Genomic DNA, 12,896 nt, shown 5'->3' on the forward strand with positions numbered 1-12,896 from the left:
GGCTAATGGATGTCTTCGATCGATACAGCCAACTGCATGCGCGCTTGCAGACGCTCAATCTGTATGCCCTGGTGGATGGTGCGCTGTATCAGCAGCATCGGGAGCGACAGCTGGAACACGCGCCCGGCGTGGTGGTTGCTTTGTTCTCCGGTACAGCGGATGACGCGCTGGCACACGCTGGCCCTTGGCTGGTTGATGCGACGCAGGTAACTGATGCAGTCCTGCGTGACTTGACCTCGCTGGAGACGACGGCACCGGCCGTCACCTGGCTCATCGCTGAAGCCGATCTCACGGGGCTTTCGCAACTATTACAGCTGCGACTCGACGTCAAGCTGCCAGACGGACGAACGGCACTCTTGCGGTTTTGGGATCCACGTGTGCTGGCAGCTCTCTTTCAGTTGATGGCAGGTGACCAACGAGCGGAATTCTTCGGCCATATCCACGAATGGCATTTCCTGGACAAGGGCATCAGAGTCTGGATAGGGAGACAGCATGCTGACGCTCAGTGAAGCGCAGTGGCAGGCGCTGCGGCAGACGGACGTGCAGAACTTCGTCGGCGCGGTCTGTGAACAGTTCCTGGCTCTTCGGCAGGAGTTGTTGCAAGAACCAGGTAGGGAAGAACTCCTTGGTCGAATGCTGGCGGGGCATGACTTCGCTGCACAGATTGGCCTGCAATCGACACCCCATATCGTAAAGCTCCTCTATCTCTGCGCCGATGCGCCGCAATTGGCCTTTGATCGTGAAATTCGAACATACCTACTGAAGCCCGACGCTACCCCGGAGCAGAGATTGGATGACCTGTGTGCGGTGGTGATGACTCTTCTGAAGGAGAAGCATTGATGGCATCGCTCGCGGCTCCGGCTATACGCTTGATTGCAACAAGGGTGATCCAATGGCTTGCTGCAGCTACCGCTGCCGGCGCAGCAGCTGAAGCCGCGCGGCAGCGTACGAAGGATGCAGACGACGCGAAAACTACGCCAATCTCGCGCGCCGAACCTCAGACGAAGGCAAAAGAAAAATGCAAAGACTGTACACCTGATATGGGTCGCCCTTTCGAGCGCTCTACCGCAGGATGGTCTCCGATCTCAATTGAGTATCAGGCGCGAATCGGGGGTATGCCAGTCGGTCCTGGCGTGATTACGGAATGGCAATTCTCTGGTGTGACTTTCGATGGCTTCGCATCCACCGAGTGCCTTCTGAAAGAAGCCAAAGCGAAATACGACCAGTTTTTCGACGAATTTGGTGGGGTCTATGAATGGTGGGAATCGAGCGCGAAGGTCATAGAGCTCGAAGCTTATCGTCAAGCATCGACAGCGGTGCCGAGACCACCAGTTCGGCTTCGATGGCATTTCATGCAGCCAGTCAGCTATCGATACTTCTCTCAGATCATTCAAGCAGCATTTCCCGACATTGAGGTGGTATTCCAGCCATGAACTCTATACCTGCACTCGAACTCTCATTCCGGCGCAAGGAAGATGGCCTCATCGACGTCCGGCGCCAGTTGGCAGAGCTTTATGAGTTTGCTCGGATTGTCGGAAGGTATTCGAAACTTCTCGACGAATGGTATCTGTCGTATGGCGACAGCAAGGAAGAAGCGCTACGTTATCACGCTTTCGACGAAACCGGACCAACCACTGCGGCGCTCGCGGTCCTTGAAGAGTGCAATAGAGGTGTCACCGATATCCGTTCGATTGCTCTGTGGAATGGCGCAGAAAAGACCGCTCAGCAAGCTTCGATTACCTCGCTCGTCAATGTGCTTGGTCGACCGGACAGGATAACGCTATACCTTCGCCTTGAGCCTTCGTTCGCTGATTGGAAGGTGCCGCTACTCTGGCTGGAAGCTGCAGTCTCCATCTGGCGACCGCTCATCGCGAGCTTTGGTCCATTCTGGTACAACGAACACAAGGTATTCCGGGATCGTCCAGGCGTGAGCTGGCTCTTCTATCTGCCACGTATCCTTACCGAGCAGCAGGTGCCAGAAGCAGGACTGTTGCATCCGATTCTGGACAAGGAACGGAAGCAGGTTGGTACGGTAATCATTAGCGTCATCGACGAGCCTTTCTCTGAGCACAACCCTGAGCATGTTCGTGTGGCAAACGCAATCGAGATACGGCTAGCCGACCAGGATTTGTTGCCACTATATGCTGCGCTATGAGCGTTACGAATCAAGGTACTACGTGACCTCGGGGGTGTTTAAACCTATGCATGACGTGCCTTTTCTCCCCGAGATTACTGCGCTATTCCGACCGAAGGTTGAGCCTTCACTGGAGGATCAGCTGTCTCAACTCTATAGCTTCGTCCAGGCGATCCGGAGCTGGGGACCGGTCTTTCGCAAGTGGTATCTAGGTGGGAACAGCAAGCGTGAGGCGCTGAGGTATGAGGCGTTTGGTGAAGCTGGACTTAACGCTCCTGCGTACTCGAAGCTGCGTACGTTCAATAGCGGCAAGGACACGGCGTGTGACATCGGCCTTTGGAACGGGCAAGACGGCACCCAGGCTGCAGGGTTGAAGTACTTGATGGGCGGACTTCGTCCGTGGACCGTCAATCTTAGGCCACGAGTCGATCCGGCAATTACTACCTCGCAGGTCCTCTCCGTGGTGGAGCAAGCCGCTTTCATCTGGTCGCCCCTGCTAATTACCGCGCATCCTCCGTCTTATATGACGAAGAAGGTGCTTCGCGATCGGCCCGGCGTCGGGAACATGGTCTATCTGCCGCGCACAGTCACAGAACGCGAGGTACCAGAAGCAGGTGCTCTGGTTCCTGTGACAAGAGAGCATTGCCGTATCGGGACAATCATCATCAGTGTCGTCGATCAAATGTTCTCGGACTTGCTTCCTGAACACATAAGGCTGGCGAACAGGATTGAGGTGCGGCTTGTCGACCAAGACCTGCTCCCCCGATACGCTGACCTCTAGTAGTCGGAGCAAGCATGGCTGAGCGGCTCCGCGTATCAGGGCAGAAGTCAACCGAGTTATTGCTATGTCGCATGAGCTGGACCTTCAGTTCCGAACACCCCCAGACCGACGGCTGGATATCGAGGACCATCTCTCCATGATCAGGCGCTTGATCGAGATACTAGGTGCGGAAGATGCGCTGCTCGGCGAATCCGCATGGTATCTAAGCGGAGATACGAAGGACGATTCCTATCGAGATCAACTTTTCGGAGACCAGGGTCCAACTGCGGCAGCATTGGCAGTATTGAAGCGCGAGCAGGAAGGCAAGGAAGTCGTAAAGTCATTTGCCATATGGAACGGCCAATTGGAGAACGAGAAGGGCGCCTCCATTGCCTACTACTTCGACCGCACGGACGGGTCTGCGTCGGGACTCAGGCTTACGTTGGGGGCAAAGCCATCGACTAGCAGACTGGGTGCTTGGCCTACGGTTGCGCGAGTTCTGAGTGAGACGGTAAAGATCTGGCAGCCGCTGATCGCCACCATTGACAAACGAAACTACAGCGGTGTCTTTCTCGACCGCCCAAGAGCTGGCTGGATGCTCTACCTGCCGACGATTCTCACGGATCAGCAAGTTCCGGAAGCTCGCGCACTTGTCAGCGTCCTGAATGAGAAAAATAAGCAGTTAGGAACCATTGTTGTAAGCGTAGTTGACGGTCCATTCTCGGGGAGCGATCCGGAACATGTCAGGGTAGCCCATGCCATTGAGGTACGGCTTGTCGATCAGGACCTTCTGCCGCGGTACGCCGATCTGTAACTGTAACTCGCGAAGAGGGGTCTACAGATAAGGTTCCGCTGCCATGTCGCACCATTGCCATTGAGATTCGTCTTGTCAAGGGCCTTCTACCGCGATACGTTGATCTCTAGCTTGAAGCGAAATCGGCGGGCTCTACGCGTGGAAACGCTATCTCTTCGCGCTGCCTCAATCAGATCCGCGCTGGCCATGCAGGTGATCGCCCCCCGATTATTGTCGGAGATGCCGAAGCGCGCGCTGGCGCGTACCGCGCCCGAGGCGTCGACGGTGGTAGGTGTTGGCCGCGACACGGGAAACCCGCAATTGCCGGGGCCCGACGTTGAGCGGAGAATGGACAAGCCCGCGCAGTAATCCCTGTATTGCTCGTGGCGGTTTTTTATAACTTCCCTCCGTAGCTCGCCCCAACCACGCCCACCAGCGCGCAGACCATCGTGACGTCCCCCGCCCACTCACGCAATTCAAGGCTGCATTTCGACCTCACCACCATCCAGCTCTTCATCGCCGTCGCCGACCAGGGCAGCATCACCCGCGGCGCCGAGCGTCTGCATCTGGCCCCGGCCGCCGCCTCCCGCCGCATCCTCGAACTCGAATCCCAACTCGGCGTCTCCCTGTTCGAGCGCCTGCCCCACGGCATGGCCTGTACCGAAGCCGGCCGCGCGCTGCTGGCCCACGCGCGCGGCATCACCCATACGGTGCAGCGCATGCAGGACGACGCCGCATCCTTCGTCGGCGGCGATCTCGGCGTGGTGCGGGTGGCCGCCCCCAAGTCCGCCGTGATCCAATTCCTGCCGTTCGACATCCAGCGCTGCGCCACGGAATGCCCCGGTGTCCGGATCGATCTGCAGGAAATGAACAGCCAGGAGGTTCAGCAGTCGTTGCGCCGGGGTACGGTCGATATCGGCATCTACGAGGGCAGCCTGGGCGTGGTGGACCTGCCGACCGCGCCGTACCGGAGCGACCGGCTGGTGCTGGTGTTGGCGCGCGGCCATGCGCTGGCGAAGCGCAAGAAGGTGACGACGGAGGACGTGCTGGACTGTGACTTGATCGTGCTGGGCGAGAGTTCGGCGATCTCGATCGGGCTGGAGCGGCTGGCAGAGGACGCGGGGCGGGTATTGCGGATGCGCATGCGGGTGAGCGGGTTCGACAGCGTCGCGGCGTTGGTGGCGCAGAACTTGGGGGGCGGGGTGATGCCGGAGGCGATCGCGCGCGAGGTGGCGGGGGGCAGTCGCTTCGTGCGTTTGCCGATCGCGGGGGAATGGGCGGCGCGGCATTTTGTGCTGTGCCATCGGCCTCACGGGGTGCTGTCGTCGGCGGCGCTGAGCGTGCTGCAGGTGCTTGCGCAAAACGCGAAACCTGAATCCCGAAAATAGCGATAGCCCTGGGCGGGTGCATTGCGCAAGATGGCTCCATAACGATAGAGGAGACACGCAATGCAGCGCAGGCAATTTCTTCTGGCGGCCGCGGCCGGGTTGGCGGTGCCCGGCCTGGTGCGCGCGGCCAATATGGCGGGGCCGGTTCGTATCGTGGTGGGCTTTGCCCCCGGCGGCGGCACGGATGTGCTGGCGCGGGTGATCGGGCAGAAGCTGGGCGTGATGTGGAACACCAGCGTGGTGGTGGAGAACAAGCCCGGCGCCACCGGCGCCATTGCCGCGGCCTATGTGGCCAAGCAGCCGCCTGACGGCACCACGCTGCTGATGGCGCATGTCAACAGCCATGCGATCGCGCCGGCGCTGCTGGACGTCAAGTACGACCCGCGCGCGGACTTCACGCCGATCTCGATGGTCGGGGTCACGCCCAATATGCTGACCTGCCGTCCGGAACAGAAGGTGCGCACGGTTTCGGACATCGTGGCGCTGTGCCGCAAGAACCCGGGCAAGATCTCGTTCGGTTCGTCGGGCATCGGCTCGGCGCAGCACCTGGCGCTGGAACTGTTCCGGATGCAGGCGAAGATCGACGTGGTGCACGTGCCGTACAAGGGCTCGGGCCCGCTGGTGGCGGACCTGATGGGCGGGCAGATCGACTACGCCTTCGACACCATGACCGCGGCCACGCCGTTCGTGCAGCAGGGCAAGGTGATCGCGATCGCGCAGACGCGGCTGAAGCGCGCGGCCAGCCATCCAAGCGTGCCGACACTCGCGGAATCTGGCTTCCCGGGCCTGGACGCGGCGTCGTGGTACGGGCTGGTCGGCCCGAAGGGGATGCCGCCGGCGCTGGCGCAGCGCATGAATGAAGACGTCAACCGCGTGCTGGCGATGCCGGACGTGGCCGAGCGGCTGAAGAGCTTCGGCGCCGAGGACTCGGGCGGATCGAGCCAGCAGTTCGCCGCCTACATCACCGCGGAATCGGCCAAATGGGCCAAGGTGATCAAGGACGCCGGCGTGAAGGCGGAGAGCTGATGGGCGACCGCCGACGCACCGATGCACGCAGCACGAACCAATTTCCCAGGATGCAACCGATGATGGATTCCCGCGACGCAAGCGCCGACACAACCCACGCCAACGCTGCGCGCCTGCCGCTTGCCGGCGTGCGCGTGCTCGATGTCAGCCAGGTCATGGCCGGGCCTTACGCCTGCATGTTGCTGGCCGACCTGGGCGCCGACGTGATCAAGATCGAGCCGCCGGACGGCGGCGACCAGACGCGCGGCTCGATGGGGTTCAAGATGAAGGGCCCGGACAGCATGGGTTTCCTCAACATGAACCGCAACAAGCGCAGCGTCACGCTGGACCTGAAGACCGAATCCGGCCGCGAGGTGCTGTACCGGCTGGCGGAAACCGCCGATATCCTGGTCGAGAACTATCGCCCCGGCGTGATGAAGCGGCTGCGCATCGACTACGAGACGCTCAGCCATATCAACCCGAAGCTGGTCTACTGCAGCATCTCGGGCTTCGGCCAGAGCGGGCCGTGGGCGACGCGGCCGGGTTTCGACCTGATGGCGCAGGCGATGTCGGGCGTGATGAGCGTGACGGGCTACCCGGGCGGTGCGCCGGTGAAGGCGGGCGTGCCGGTGGCCGATATCGGCTGCGCGCTGTTCGCGACCTACGGCATGCTGTCCGCTTATATCGGCGCCAAGGAGACCGGCAGGGGGCAGTATGTCGATGCGTCGCTGTTCGATTCCGCGCTGGCGTTCTCGGTGTGGGACACCTGCGAATACTGGGGCACCGGGCGCGAGCCCGAGCCGCTCGGCACCGCCAACCGCATGAGCGCGCCGTACCAGGCGATGAAGGCCGCCGATGGCTACTTCGTGATGGGCGCGACCAACCAGAAACTCTGGCAGCTGCTGTGCAAGACGCTGGACCGGCACGACCTGCTGGCGGACGAACGCTTTGCCACCGTCGCGCTGCGCCTGGCCAACCGGCAGGCGCTGATCGGCACGCTGGAAGAGAGCTTTGGCAGGCAGAGCGCTGATTACTGGATCGAGCAACTGCTGGCAGTCGGCATCCCGGCCGGGCCGATCCTGACCTACCCGCAGGCGTTCGACAGCGAGCACGGCAGGCATCGCAAGATGCGCATCGAGATCGATCATCCGATCGAAGGCAAGGTGCCCAATATCGGCTTCGCGGTGAAGATGGGCGGCACACCGCAGCAGGTGCGGCGCCCGCCGCCGCTGCTGGGCCAGCACACAACGGAGATTCTCGCGGAGCTGGGCATGTCGGAGGACGAACAGCAGTCGCTGGCCGCGGCCGGCGCGTTCGGCGCATGAGCGCCCCGCAGCAGGCGGCCGGCGAAGGCCGGGTCACGCTGACGCGGCAGGGCCGGATCGCGACGCTGACCTTCGACCGCCCGGCCGCGCGCAATGCGATGACGTGGGCGATGTACGCGCAGCTCGCCGAACACTGCCGCGCGCTGGCCGCGGAAGGCACTGCCAGCGCGCGCGTGGTGGTGCTGCGTGGCGCTGGCGGCGAGGCCTTTGTCGCGGGGACCGACATCGCGCAGTTCCAGCAGTTCGCGGGCGGCGATGACGGGGTCGCGTATGAAGCGCGCATCGACGAGGGCATCGCGCTGGTCGAGCAGCTGCAGATGCCTACTGTGGCGGTCATCGAAGGCTGGGCGGTGGGTGGCGGGCTGGCCATCGCCACCGCCTGCGACTTCCGGCTGGCGACGCCCAGGGCCCGCTTCGGCGTGCCGATCGCGAAGACGCTGGGCAATACGCTGTCGGCGCAGAACCTGGCCAAGCTGCGCGCGGCGTGGGGACTGCAGCCGGTGCGACGAATGTTGTTGCTCGCGCAGATTCTCGATGCCGATGCGGCGCTGGCCTGTGGCTTTCTTGAAGGCGTGCATGCGCCCGAGGCGCTGGACGCCGAAGTCGCCGCGCTGTGCGAGCGGCTCGGCGCACTCGCGCCGGTGACGCAGGCGGTCATCAAGGAGTCATTGCGCCGCCAGACCGTGGCGGCGGTGGCGGCTACCGATGACCTGGTGCGGCAATGTTATGGCAGCGACGATTTCCGGGAAGGGGTGGAAGCCTTCGTTGGCAAGCGTCCGCCGGTGTGGAAAGGGCGTTGATTCTTCGGATCGCCCGGCGCTATAGATAGAAGCCTCGGGCCGATTCACTGGACGGCGGGCATCAGTTATCGGTTGCCGATGCCGTTCGGCCATCCAGCTACTTCACCGGTACCGAATAAACCACCCGCACAAACTTCCGTGCCGGCTGCCGGTCCACCACTACGCCGCCCATCGCTTCCGCAATCCGGCGGCTCTTCCAGTTCTGCTCCGCGGCCGGGTATACAAAGCGCGCCGGCCGCAAGGTGGCCGTTGCCCACGCCGCCACGGCCAGCACCGCTTCCTTGCCATAGCCGTGCCCATGGGCGTCTTCGCGGATCCAGATGCCGAACTCGGGCGCCGGCGTGTCGGCATGATGCAGCCCGGCCAGGCCGAGGAAACAACCGTCGCTGGTCCGCCGGACCGTGAAGATGAATTCCGTTCCGTCTTCCATGGCCGGCAGCCATGCCTGCCAGACCTCGCGAAACGCCTCGGGTGATGGGGCGGGATCCCATTCCATGTAGCGGGCGAGCGTGGGGGTGATGCAGGGCCACGCTTCGGCTGCGTCGTGTCCGCAGAAGGGCGACAAGGTCAGGCGGTCGGAGTGGATCAGCGGGGCGGACATAGTCATGGGGGCAGGCTGGCTCGGCGGGTTGCGAACCAGTTATGCCGCAGTGTACGCCTCCCGGTTCTCCCACTTGCGGTACCGGCGAGGGCACGAGCCCGTGCCCGTACTGCCAGTCCCGACTCAATTTACGGATCTCCCTGCCGATAAGAGCCATGCCATACCAGCCCCTGCGCTGGGGCGCCCCCATGCCCATCGGAAATCCGTAATGAAGATCGCAGTCAAACTTCCGCTCGCCTTCGCGGCGGCGTTAATCGTCATGTTCGCCGGCGCGCTGTACGGCCTGAGCACCCTGAACCGCTCGCTCGACGACTACAACCATGTGGTGCTGGAACGTGTCGAGGAAGAGCGGTTGGTCATGGCGATGCTGGTCGATTTCAAGGAGCAGATCCAGGAGTGGAAGAACACCATCCTGCGCGGCCGCGACGCGGCGCGGCTGAACAAGCACTGGGCTGCCTTTGGCGCGCGCGAAGCGGCGATCCGCGAGCGTGGCGCGATGCTGGCCAGGCGCCTGCCCGATGGCAAGTCGAAGGAGCTGGTCGCGCAGTTCGCCAGCGCGCATGCCGCGATGGGCGAGGGCTATCGGCGCGGCTTCGAATCCTTCAAGGCGGCTGATTTCGATCCGGCTGCAGGTGACCGCGTCGTGGCCGGCGTCGACCGTGAGCCGGCGCGGTTGCTGCAGGAGTCCGCGCGGCTGATCGCGGCGGACGCCGCGGCCGTGTCGGCACAGACGGCGGCCACGGCGAGCCGAGCCGCCACGTTGAGCTATGCCCTGATGTTCGCCGCGTTCGTCTGCGGGCTGGCCGGCGCGATGTTGTTCAGCCGCGCGCTGACGCGGCCGCTGTCCCGTGCGCTGGATGTGGCCCAGACCGTGGCCAGGGGCGACCTGTCGACGCGCATCGATACGCGCGGCAAGGACGAGATCGCCGCGCTGATGCAGGCGCTGCACGACATGCAGCACAGCCTGTCCGATGTCGTCGGACTGGTGCGGCGCAATGCCGAAGGCGTGGCGGCTGCCAGTGCGCAGATCGCCAACGGCAACTTCGACCTGTCGGCGCGCACCGAGCAGCAGGCGGCTTCGCTGGAGGAGACCGCCGCGAGCATGGATGAGCTGACGCTGACCGTTCGCGCCAATGCCGAGAACATCGAACAGGTCTCCCGGCAGACCGCGCTGGCCCGCGATATCGCGGGGCGCAGCGCCGATGTGATGGGCGATGTCGTCGCCACCATGCAGGAGATCGCCGAGCGCTCGGCCAAGGTGGGCGATATCGTCGGCGTGATCGAGGGCATCGCCTTCCAGACCAACCTGCTGGCACTGAACGCGGCCGTCGAGGCCGCGCGCGCCGGCGAGCAGGGACGCGGCTTTGCCGTGGTCGCCAACGAGGTGCGCACGCTCGCGCAGCGCAGCGCGGTAGCGTCGCGCGAGATCAAGGCGCTGATCGACGTGGCGGTCGAGCGCGTCGCGGCCGGCCACGCACTGGTCGGCAACGCCGGCGGCACGATCGAAGAGATGACGGCGGCGATGGCGCAGGTCTCGCGCATCGTGAACGAGATCGCGGCGGCGTCGGGAGAGCAGCGCCACGGCATCGAGCAGGTCAATCAGGCGGTCGGCCAGCTCGACGAGGTCACGCAGCAGAACGCGGCGCTGGTCGAGCAGGCTTCGGCGGCGACGCAGTCGATGGCCGAACAGGCGCGCGCGCTGCGCGAGGCGGTGGCGGTGTTCAGGCTGGGTGGGCTGGCGGTGGCGTGAAGGGCGGGCGACGACAGCATCTGTGCCGCACTCGTTGACGATATCCGTACCTAGCACGACGCGGTGCTTAGAGAGTCGTCTTAATGCCATGCACCGCGCATCGCCGGACAATTCTCCAATTGCATTGCAGATGGTCCGTGCCTTACGGTTGTCACTTGACAACCATGTGCCATGCCTCTAGCCTTGGAGAAATCGATGGCCCGTGCCCAACACCCCAAGAAGGAAATTGAAGTGGCGTTAAGACACGCCGAGTCTCGCGGCTGGCGTATCGAGGCGGCGAAAGGCAGGGGCCATGCCTGGGGACGGATCTACTGTTCGCACCATGACAGCGCATGCCGTGCTGGGGAATTCTGTGTCATCAGCATCTATTGCACACCCAGGAGCCCATCCAACCACGCCACCCGGATCCGTCGGATCGTGGACAACTGCTTGCATCGGTACGAAATCCTCGCGCCGGTCGAGCTGACGGAAAAACCACCGCCATGGAATACGCGTTCACCTTGAGATACCAGTTGTCGGCGGATGACAGCGATCCCGACACGCTGGTCGAACGACTCTACGAAGCCGGATGCGACGATGCAACGGTGGGCACCGGCGTGGCGGGCCGGATTGCGCTGGCGTTCGACCGCGAAGCGGAATCAGCGGCCGACGCCATTGTCAGCGCGCTCACCGATGCCAGGCGCGCCATGCCGTCCGCCACGCTGATCGAAGCGGCACCAGACCTGGTTGGCCTGACGGACATTGCCGACACTCTCGGCATGTCGCGCCAGAACATGCGCAAGCTGATGCTCGGTCATCCGGCTTCCTTTCCCCCGCCGGTGCACGAAGGTTCGAGTTCCCTCTGGCATCTGGGGGAAGTGCTCTCGTGGATGAGCGGGAAGGGCTACGAGATCGAGCCCTCGCTCAGGGACGTCGCTGCGGCCGCGATGCAGGTCAATCTGGCCAGGAGCGTCGGAAGCATCGTCCCGGCGATGGAGCGACGGCTCCGCAAGCTGGTGGCCTGAGCCGCACGCCGGTGCCTGACATCAACCCAGCCTGAACACCGCCACCGCCCGGTTCAACCTTTTGGTCTGGGCCTGCTCCGCCCGCGCCGCTTCTGCCGCGCCGGCCACCAGTTCGGCGTTCTCCTCGAACATGGTCTCGCCGGTATGGCCCACCCGCTCGGTGCCGGCGTGGGCGCGCTCGACGGAGGTGTAAATCAGGCCGCGGATCTCGCGCGTGGCGGCGCCGCAGCGGTGCGCCAGTTGCCGCACCTCGCCGGCCAGCACGGCGAGGCCCTTGCCTGGCGCCGCAAGGCGCCGGGATGTTCCGCGCGCGCCGCCATGCCTCAATCCAGCCGGATATTGTTTTCCTTGATCACGTTGCCCCAGTACGCCTGGTCGGCACGGGTGGTCGCCGCGAAAGCCGCCGGCTGCGTGGTCTTGACGATCAGTCCCAGATCGCCCAGCCGCTGGCGGATGTCCGGCGCGGCCATCACCGTTTCGACGTCGGCCGAGATCTTGTCGACGATGCTCTGCGGCGTGCCGGCGGTGGTGAACAGGCCCAGCCATGCCGGGCCGTCCAGGCCCTTGTAGCCGAGTTCCTGGAAGGTGGGTACGTCGGGCAGCATCGGCGCCCGGGTGTTGCCGGTCACCGCCAGCGGCTGCAGCTTGCCGCTGCGCGCATGCTGGCGCACCGTCATCGGCGACAGCGTGCCCAGCGAGATCTGGCCGCCGATCAGGTCGGTGGCGATCGGCGCTTCGCCCTTGTACGGGACGTGGACCAGTTCGGCGCCGGCATTTTTCAGGAACACCTGCATGTAGAGATGGGCGCCGGTGCCGATGCCATAGGTGCCATAGGAAAACTTGTCCGGCTGGGACTTGGCCAGGGCCACCATTTGCGGCAGCGTACGCGGCATGGCGCTGCTGGCGGCCAGCACCAGGCTGGAGGTGCACAGCTGGCCGATCGCGGTCAGGTCGCGCAGCGGGTCGAACGGCGGCTTGGCCACCATATAGGGCGTCTGCACCAGGCTGGGCAGGCCGAGCAGCAGCGTGTAGCCATCCGGCTGCGCCTTGGCCACCACGTCGGCGCCGATCATGCCGCCCACGCCGGGACGGTTCTCGACGATCACCGGACGCTGCCACAGCTTGCCCAGCGGGTCGCCCAGCGCGCGCGCCAGCACGTCGGTGGCGCCGCCGGGCGGGTAGGGCACGACCAGACGCACCGGACGCGCCGGCCAGGACTGCTGGGCCCGGGCCGGGCCGATGCCCAGGGTTGAAGCGGCGGCGGCCAGGGATCCGGCTCCCAGCCAGTGCAGGGCCTTGCGGCGGTCGGCTTGCATGGTGTTTCCTCCAGTGGTTG

The 12,896-nt window shown here is 64.1% G+C and carries 16 protein-coding genes; 13 read left to right on the forward strand and 3 right to left on the reverse strand.

Annotated elements, in window-relative coordinates; all coding sequences use genetic code 11:
• Positions 1–5 precede the first annotated feature (5 nt).
• From A3AG_RS0115440 to A3AG_RS0115490, 11 genes are all read left to right on the forward strand, one after another.
• Positions 6–509, forward strand: a complete 504-nt coding sequence (locus A3AG_RS0115440; protein ID WP_018006280.1) for a DUF4123 domain-containing protein — start codon at positions 6–8, stop codon at positions 507–509.
• Positions 493–840, forward strand: coding sequence for a hypothetical protein (locus A3AG_RS0115445; protein WP_018006281.1), 348 nt, complete (start codon positions 493–495; stop codon positions 838–840). Before A3AG_RS0115440 ends, A3AG_RS0115445 begins: the two co-directional genes overlap by 17 nt.
• Positions 840–1,433, forward strand: a complete 594-nt coding sequence (locus tag A3AG_RS33405) for a restriction endonuclease fold toxin 5 domain-containing protein (RefSeq protein WP_026164212.1) — start codon at positions 840–842, stop codon at positions 1,431–1,433. Before A3AG_RS0115445 ends, A3AG_RS33405 begins: the two co-directional genes overlap by 1 nt.
• On the forward strand, positions 1,430–2,155 hold the full coding sequence (locus tag A3AG_RS0115455) for an immunity 52 family protein (protein ID WP_018006282.1): 726 nt from the start codon (positions 1,430–1,432) through the stop codon (positions 2,153–2,155). The genes A3AG_RS33405 and A3AG_RS0115455 overlap by 4 nt, the downstream gene beginning before the upstream one ends.
• Positions 2,142–2,915: an Imm52 family immunity protein gene (locus A3AG_RS0115460; RefSeq protein ID WP_018006283.1), complete on the forward strand. Its 774-nt coding sequence runs from the start codon at positions 2,142–2,144 to the stop codon at positions 2,913–2,915. The genes A3AG_RS0115455 and A3AG_RS0115460 overlap by 14 nt, the downstream gene beginning before the upstream one ends.
• Positions 2,916–2,979: 64 nt before the next feature.
• Positions 2,980–3,708 (forward strand): Imm52 family immunity protein, encoded by a 729-nt coding sequence (locus A3AG_RS0115465; protein ID WP_018006284.1) that lies wholly within the window; start codon positions 2,980–2,982, stop codon positions 3,706–3,708.
• 186 nt (positions 3,709–3,894) lie between these two features.
• Complete coding sequence (locus A3AG_RS34000) at positions 3,895–4,056, forward strand: hypothetical protein (RefSeq protein WP_018006285.1); 162 nt, start codon at positions 3,895–3,897, stop codon at positions 4,054–4,056.
• Positions 4,057–4,136: 80 nt separating this feature from the next.
• Positions 4,137–5,075, forward strand: a complete 939-nt coding sequence (locus A3AG_RS0115475; protein WP_018006286.1) for a LysR family transcriptional regulator — start codon at positions 4,137–4,139, stop codon at positions 5,073–5,075.
• 60 nt (positions 5,076–5,135) lie between these two features.
• Complete coding sequence (locus A3AG_RS0115480) at positions 5,136–6,101, forward strand: Bug family tripartite tricarboxylate transporter substrate binding protein (RefSeq protein WP_018006287.1); 966 nt, start codon at positions 5,136–5,138, stop codon at positions 6,099–6,101.
• A gap of 59 nt (positions 6,102–6,160) precedes the next feature.
• Positions 6,161–7,405, forward strand: coding sequence for a CaiB/BaiF CoA transferase family protein (locus tag A3AG_RS0115485; RefSeq protein ID WP_026164215.1), 1,245 nt, complete (start codon positions 6,161–6,163; stop codon positions 7,403–7,405).
• The gene (locus A3AG_RS0115490) at positions 7,402–8,205 is read left to right on the forward strand and encodes an enoyl-CoA hydratase/isomerase family protein (protein WP_018006289.1); all 804 of its coding nucleotides are present in this window, start codon (positions 7,402–7,404) and stop codon (positions 8,203–8,205) included. The genes A3AG_RS0115485 and A3AG_RS0115490 overlap by 4 nt, the downstream gene beginning before the upstream one ends.
• Before the next feature lie 97 nt (positions 8,206–8,302).
• On the opposite strand, the gene A3AG_RS0115495 is transcribed toward A3AG_RS0115490, so the two are convergent.
• A complete protein-coding gene (locus A3AG_RS0115495; RefSeq protein ID WP_026164216.1) occupies positions 8,303–8,812 on the reverse strand; it encodes a GNAT family N-acetyltransferase in 510 nt (169 codons plus the stop codon).
• A gap of 202 nt (positions 8,813–9,014) precedes the next feature.
• Here A3AG_RS0115495 and A3AG_RS0115500 point away from each other — a divergent pair, with 202 nt between their 5' ends.
• A complete protein-coding gene (locus A3AG_RS0115500; protein WP_018006291.1) occupies positions 9,015–10,556 on the forward strand; it encodes a methyl-accepting chemotaxis protein in 1,542 nt (513 codons plus the stop codon).
• Between the two features lie 482 nt (positions 10,557–11,038).
• A complete protein-coding gene (locus A3AG_RS0115505; protein ID WP_018006292.1) occupies positions 11,039–11,560 on the forward strand; it encodes a helix-turn-helix transcriptional regulator in 522 nt (173 codons plus the stop codon).
• 21 nt (positions 11,561–11,581) lie between these two features.
• Here the strand turns inward: A3AG_RS0115505 and A3AG_RS0115510 are convergent, their stop codons facing one another.
• Together A3AG_RS0115510 and A3AG_RS0115515 are read right to left on the reverse strand one after the other, a co-directional pair.
• Positions 11,582–11,824 carry a hypothetical protein gene (locus A3AG_RS0115510; protein WP_018006293.1) on the reverse strand — a complete coding sequence of 81 codons (243 nt, stop codon included), beginning with the start codon at positions 11,822–11,824 and terminating at the stop codon, positions 11,582–11,584.
• Between the two features lie 59 nt (positions 11,825–11,883).
• Complete coding sequence (locus tag A3AG_RS0115515; RefSeq protein ID WP_018006294.1) at positions 11,884–12,876, reverse strand: Bug family tripartite tricarboxylate transporter substrate binding protein; 993 nt, start codon at positions 12,874–12,876, stop codon at positions 11,884–11,886.
• Positions 12,877–12,896: the final 20 nt, after the last annotated feature.

Source organism: Cupriavidus neocaledonicus (assembly GCF_000372525.1).
GTDB classification, from domain to species: domain Bacteria; phylum Pseudomonadota; class Gammaproteobacteria; order Burkholderiales; family Burkholderiaceae; genus Cupriavidus; species Cupriavidus neocaledonicus.

Coding starts and splice junctions, on each gene's coding strand:
- A3AG_RS0115460 (WP_018006283.1), top strand. CDS start 2,142: ATGCTGCGCTATGAGCGTTACGAATCAAGGTACTACGTGACCTCGGGG.
- A3AG_RS0115455 (WP_018006282.1), top strand. CDS start 1,430: ATGAACTCTATACCTGCACTCGAACTCTCATTCCGGCGCAAGGAAGAT.
- A3AG_RS33405 (WP_026164212.1), top strand. CDS start 840: ATGGCATCGCTCGCGGCTCCGGCTATACGCTTGATTGCAACAAGGGTG.
- A3AG_RS0115500 (WP_018006291.1), top strand. CDS start 9,015: ATGAAGATCGCAGTCAAACTTCCGCTCGCCTTCGCGGCGGCGTTAATC.
- A3AG_RS0115505 (WP_018006292.1), top strand. CDS start 11,039: ATGGAATACGCGTTCACCTTGAGATACCAGTTGTCGGCGGATGACAGC.
- A3AG_RS0115445 (WP_018006281.1), top strand. CDS start 493: ATGCTGACGCTCAGTGAAGCGCAGTGGCAGGCGCTGCGGCAGACGGAC.
- A3AG_RS0115440 (WP_018006280.1), top strand. CDS start 6: ATGGATGTCTTCGATCGATACAGCCAACTGCATGCGCGCTTGCAGACG.
- A3AG_RS0115485 (WP_026164215.1), top strand. CDS start 6,161: ATGATGGATTCCCGCGACGCAAGCGCCGACACAACCCACGCCAACGCT.
- A3AG_RS34000 (WP_018006285.1), top strand. CDS start 3,895: ATGCAGGTGATCGCCCCCCGATTATTGTCGGAGATGCCGAAGCGCGCG.
- A3AG_RS0115480 (WP_018006287.1), top strand. CDS start 5,136: ATGCAGCGCAGGCAATTTCTTCTGGCGGCCGCGGCCGGGTTGGCGGTG.
- A3AG_RS0115465 (WP_018006284.1), top strand. CDS start 2,980: ATGTCGCATGAGCTGGACCTTCAGTTCCGAACACCCCCAGACCGACGG.
- A3AG_RS0115490 (WP_018006289.1), top strand. CDS start 7,402: ATGAGCGCCCCGCAGCAGGCGGCCGGCGAAGGCCGGGTCACGCTGACG.
- A3AG_RS0115515 (WP_018006294.1), bottom strand. CDS start 12,876: ATGCAAGCCGACCGCCGCAAGGCCCTGCACTGGCTGGGAGCCGGATCC.
- A3AG_RS0115495 (WP_026164216.1), bottom strand. CDS start 8,812: ATGACTATGTCCGCCCCGCTGATCCACTCCGACCGCCTGACCTTGTCG.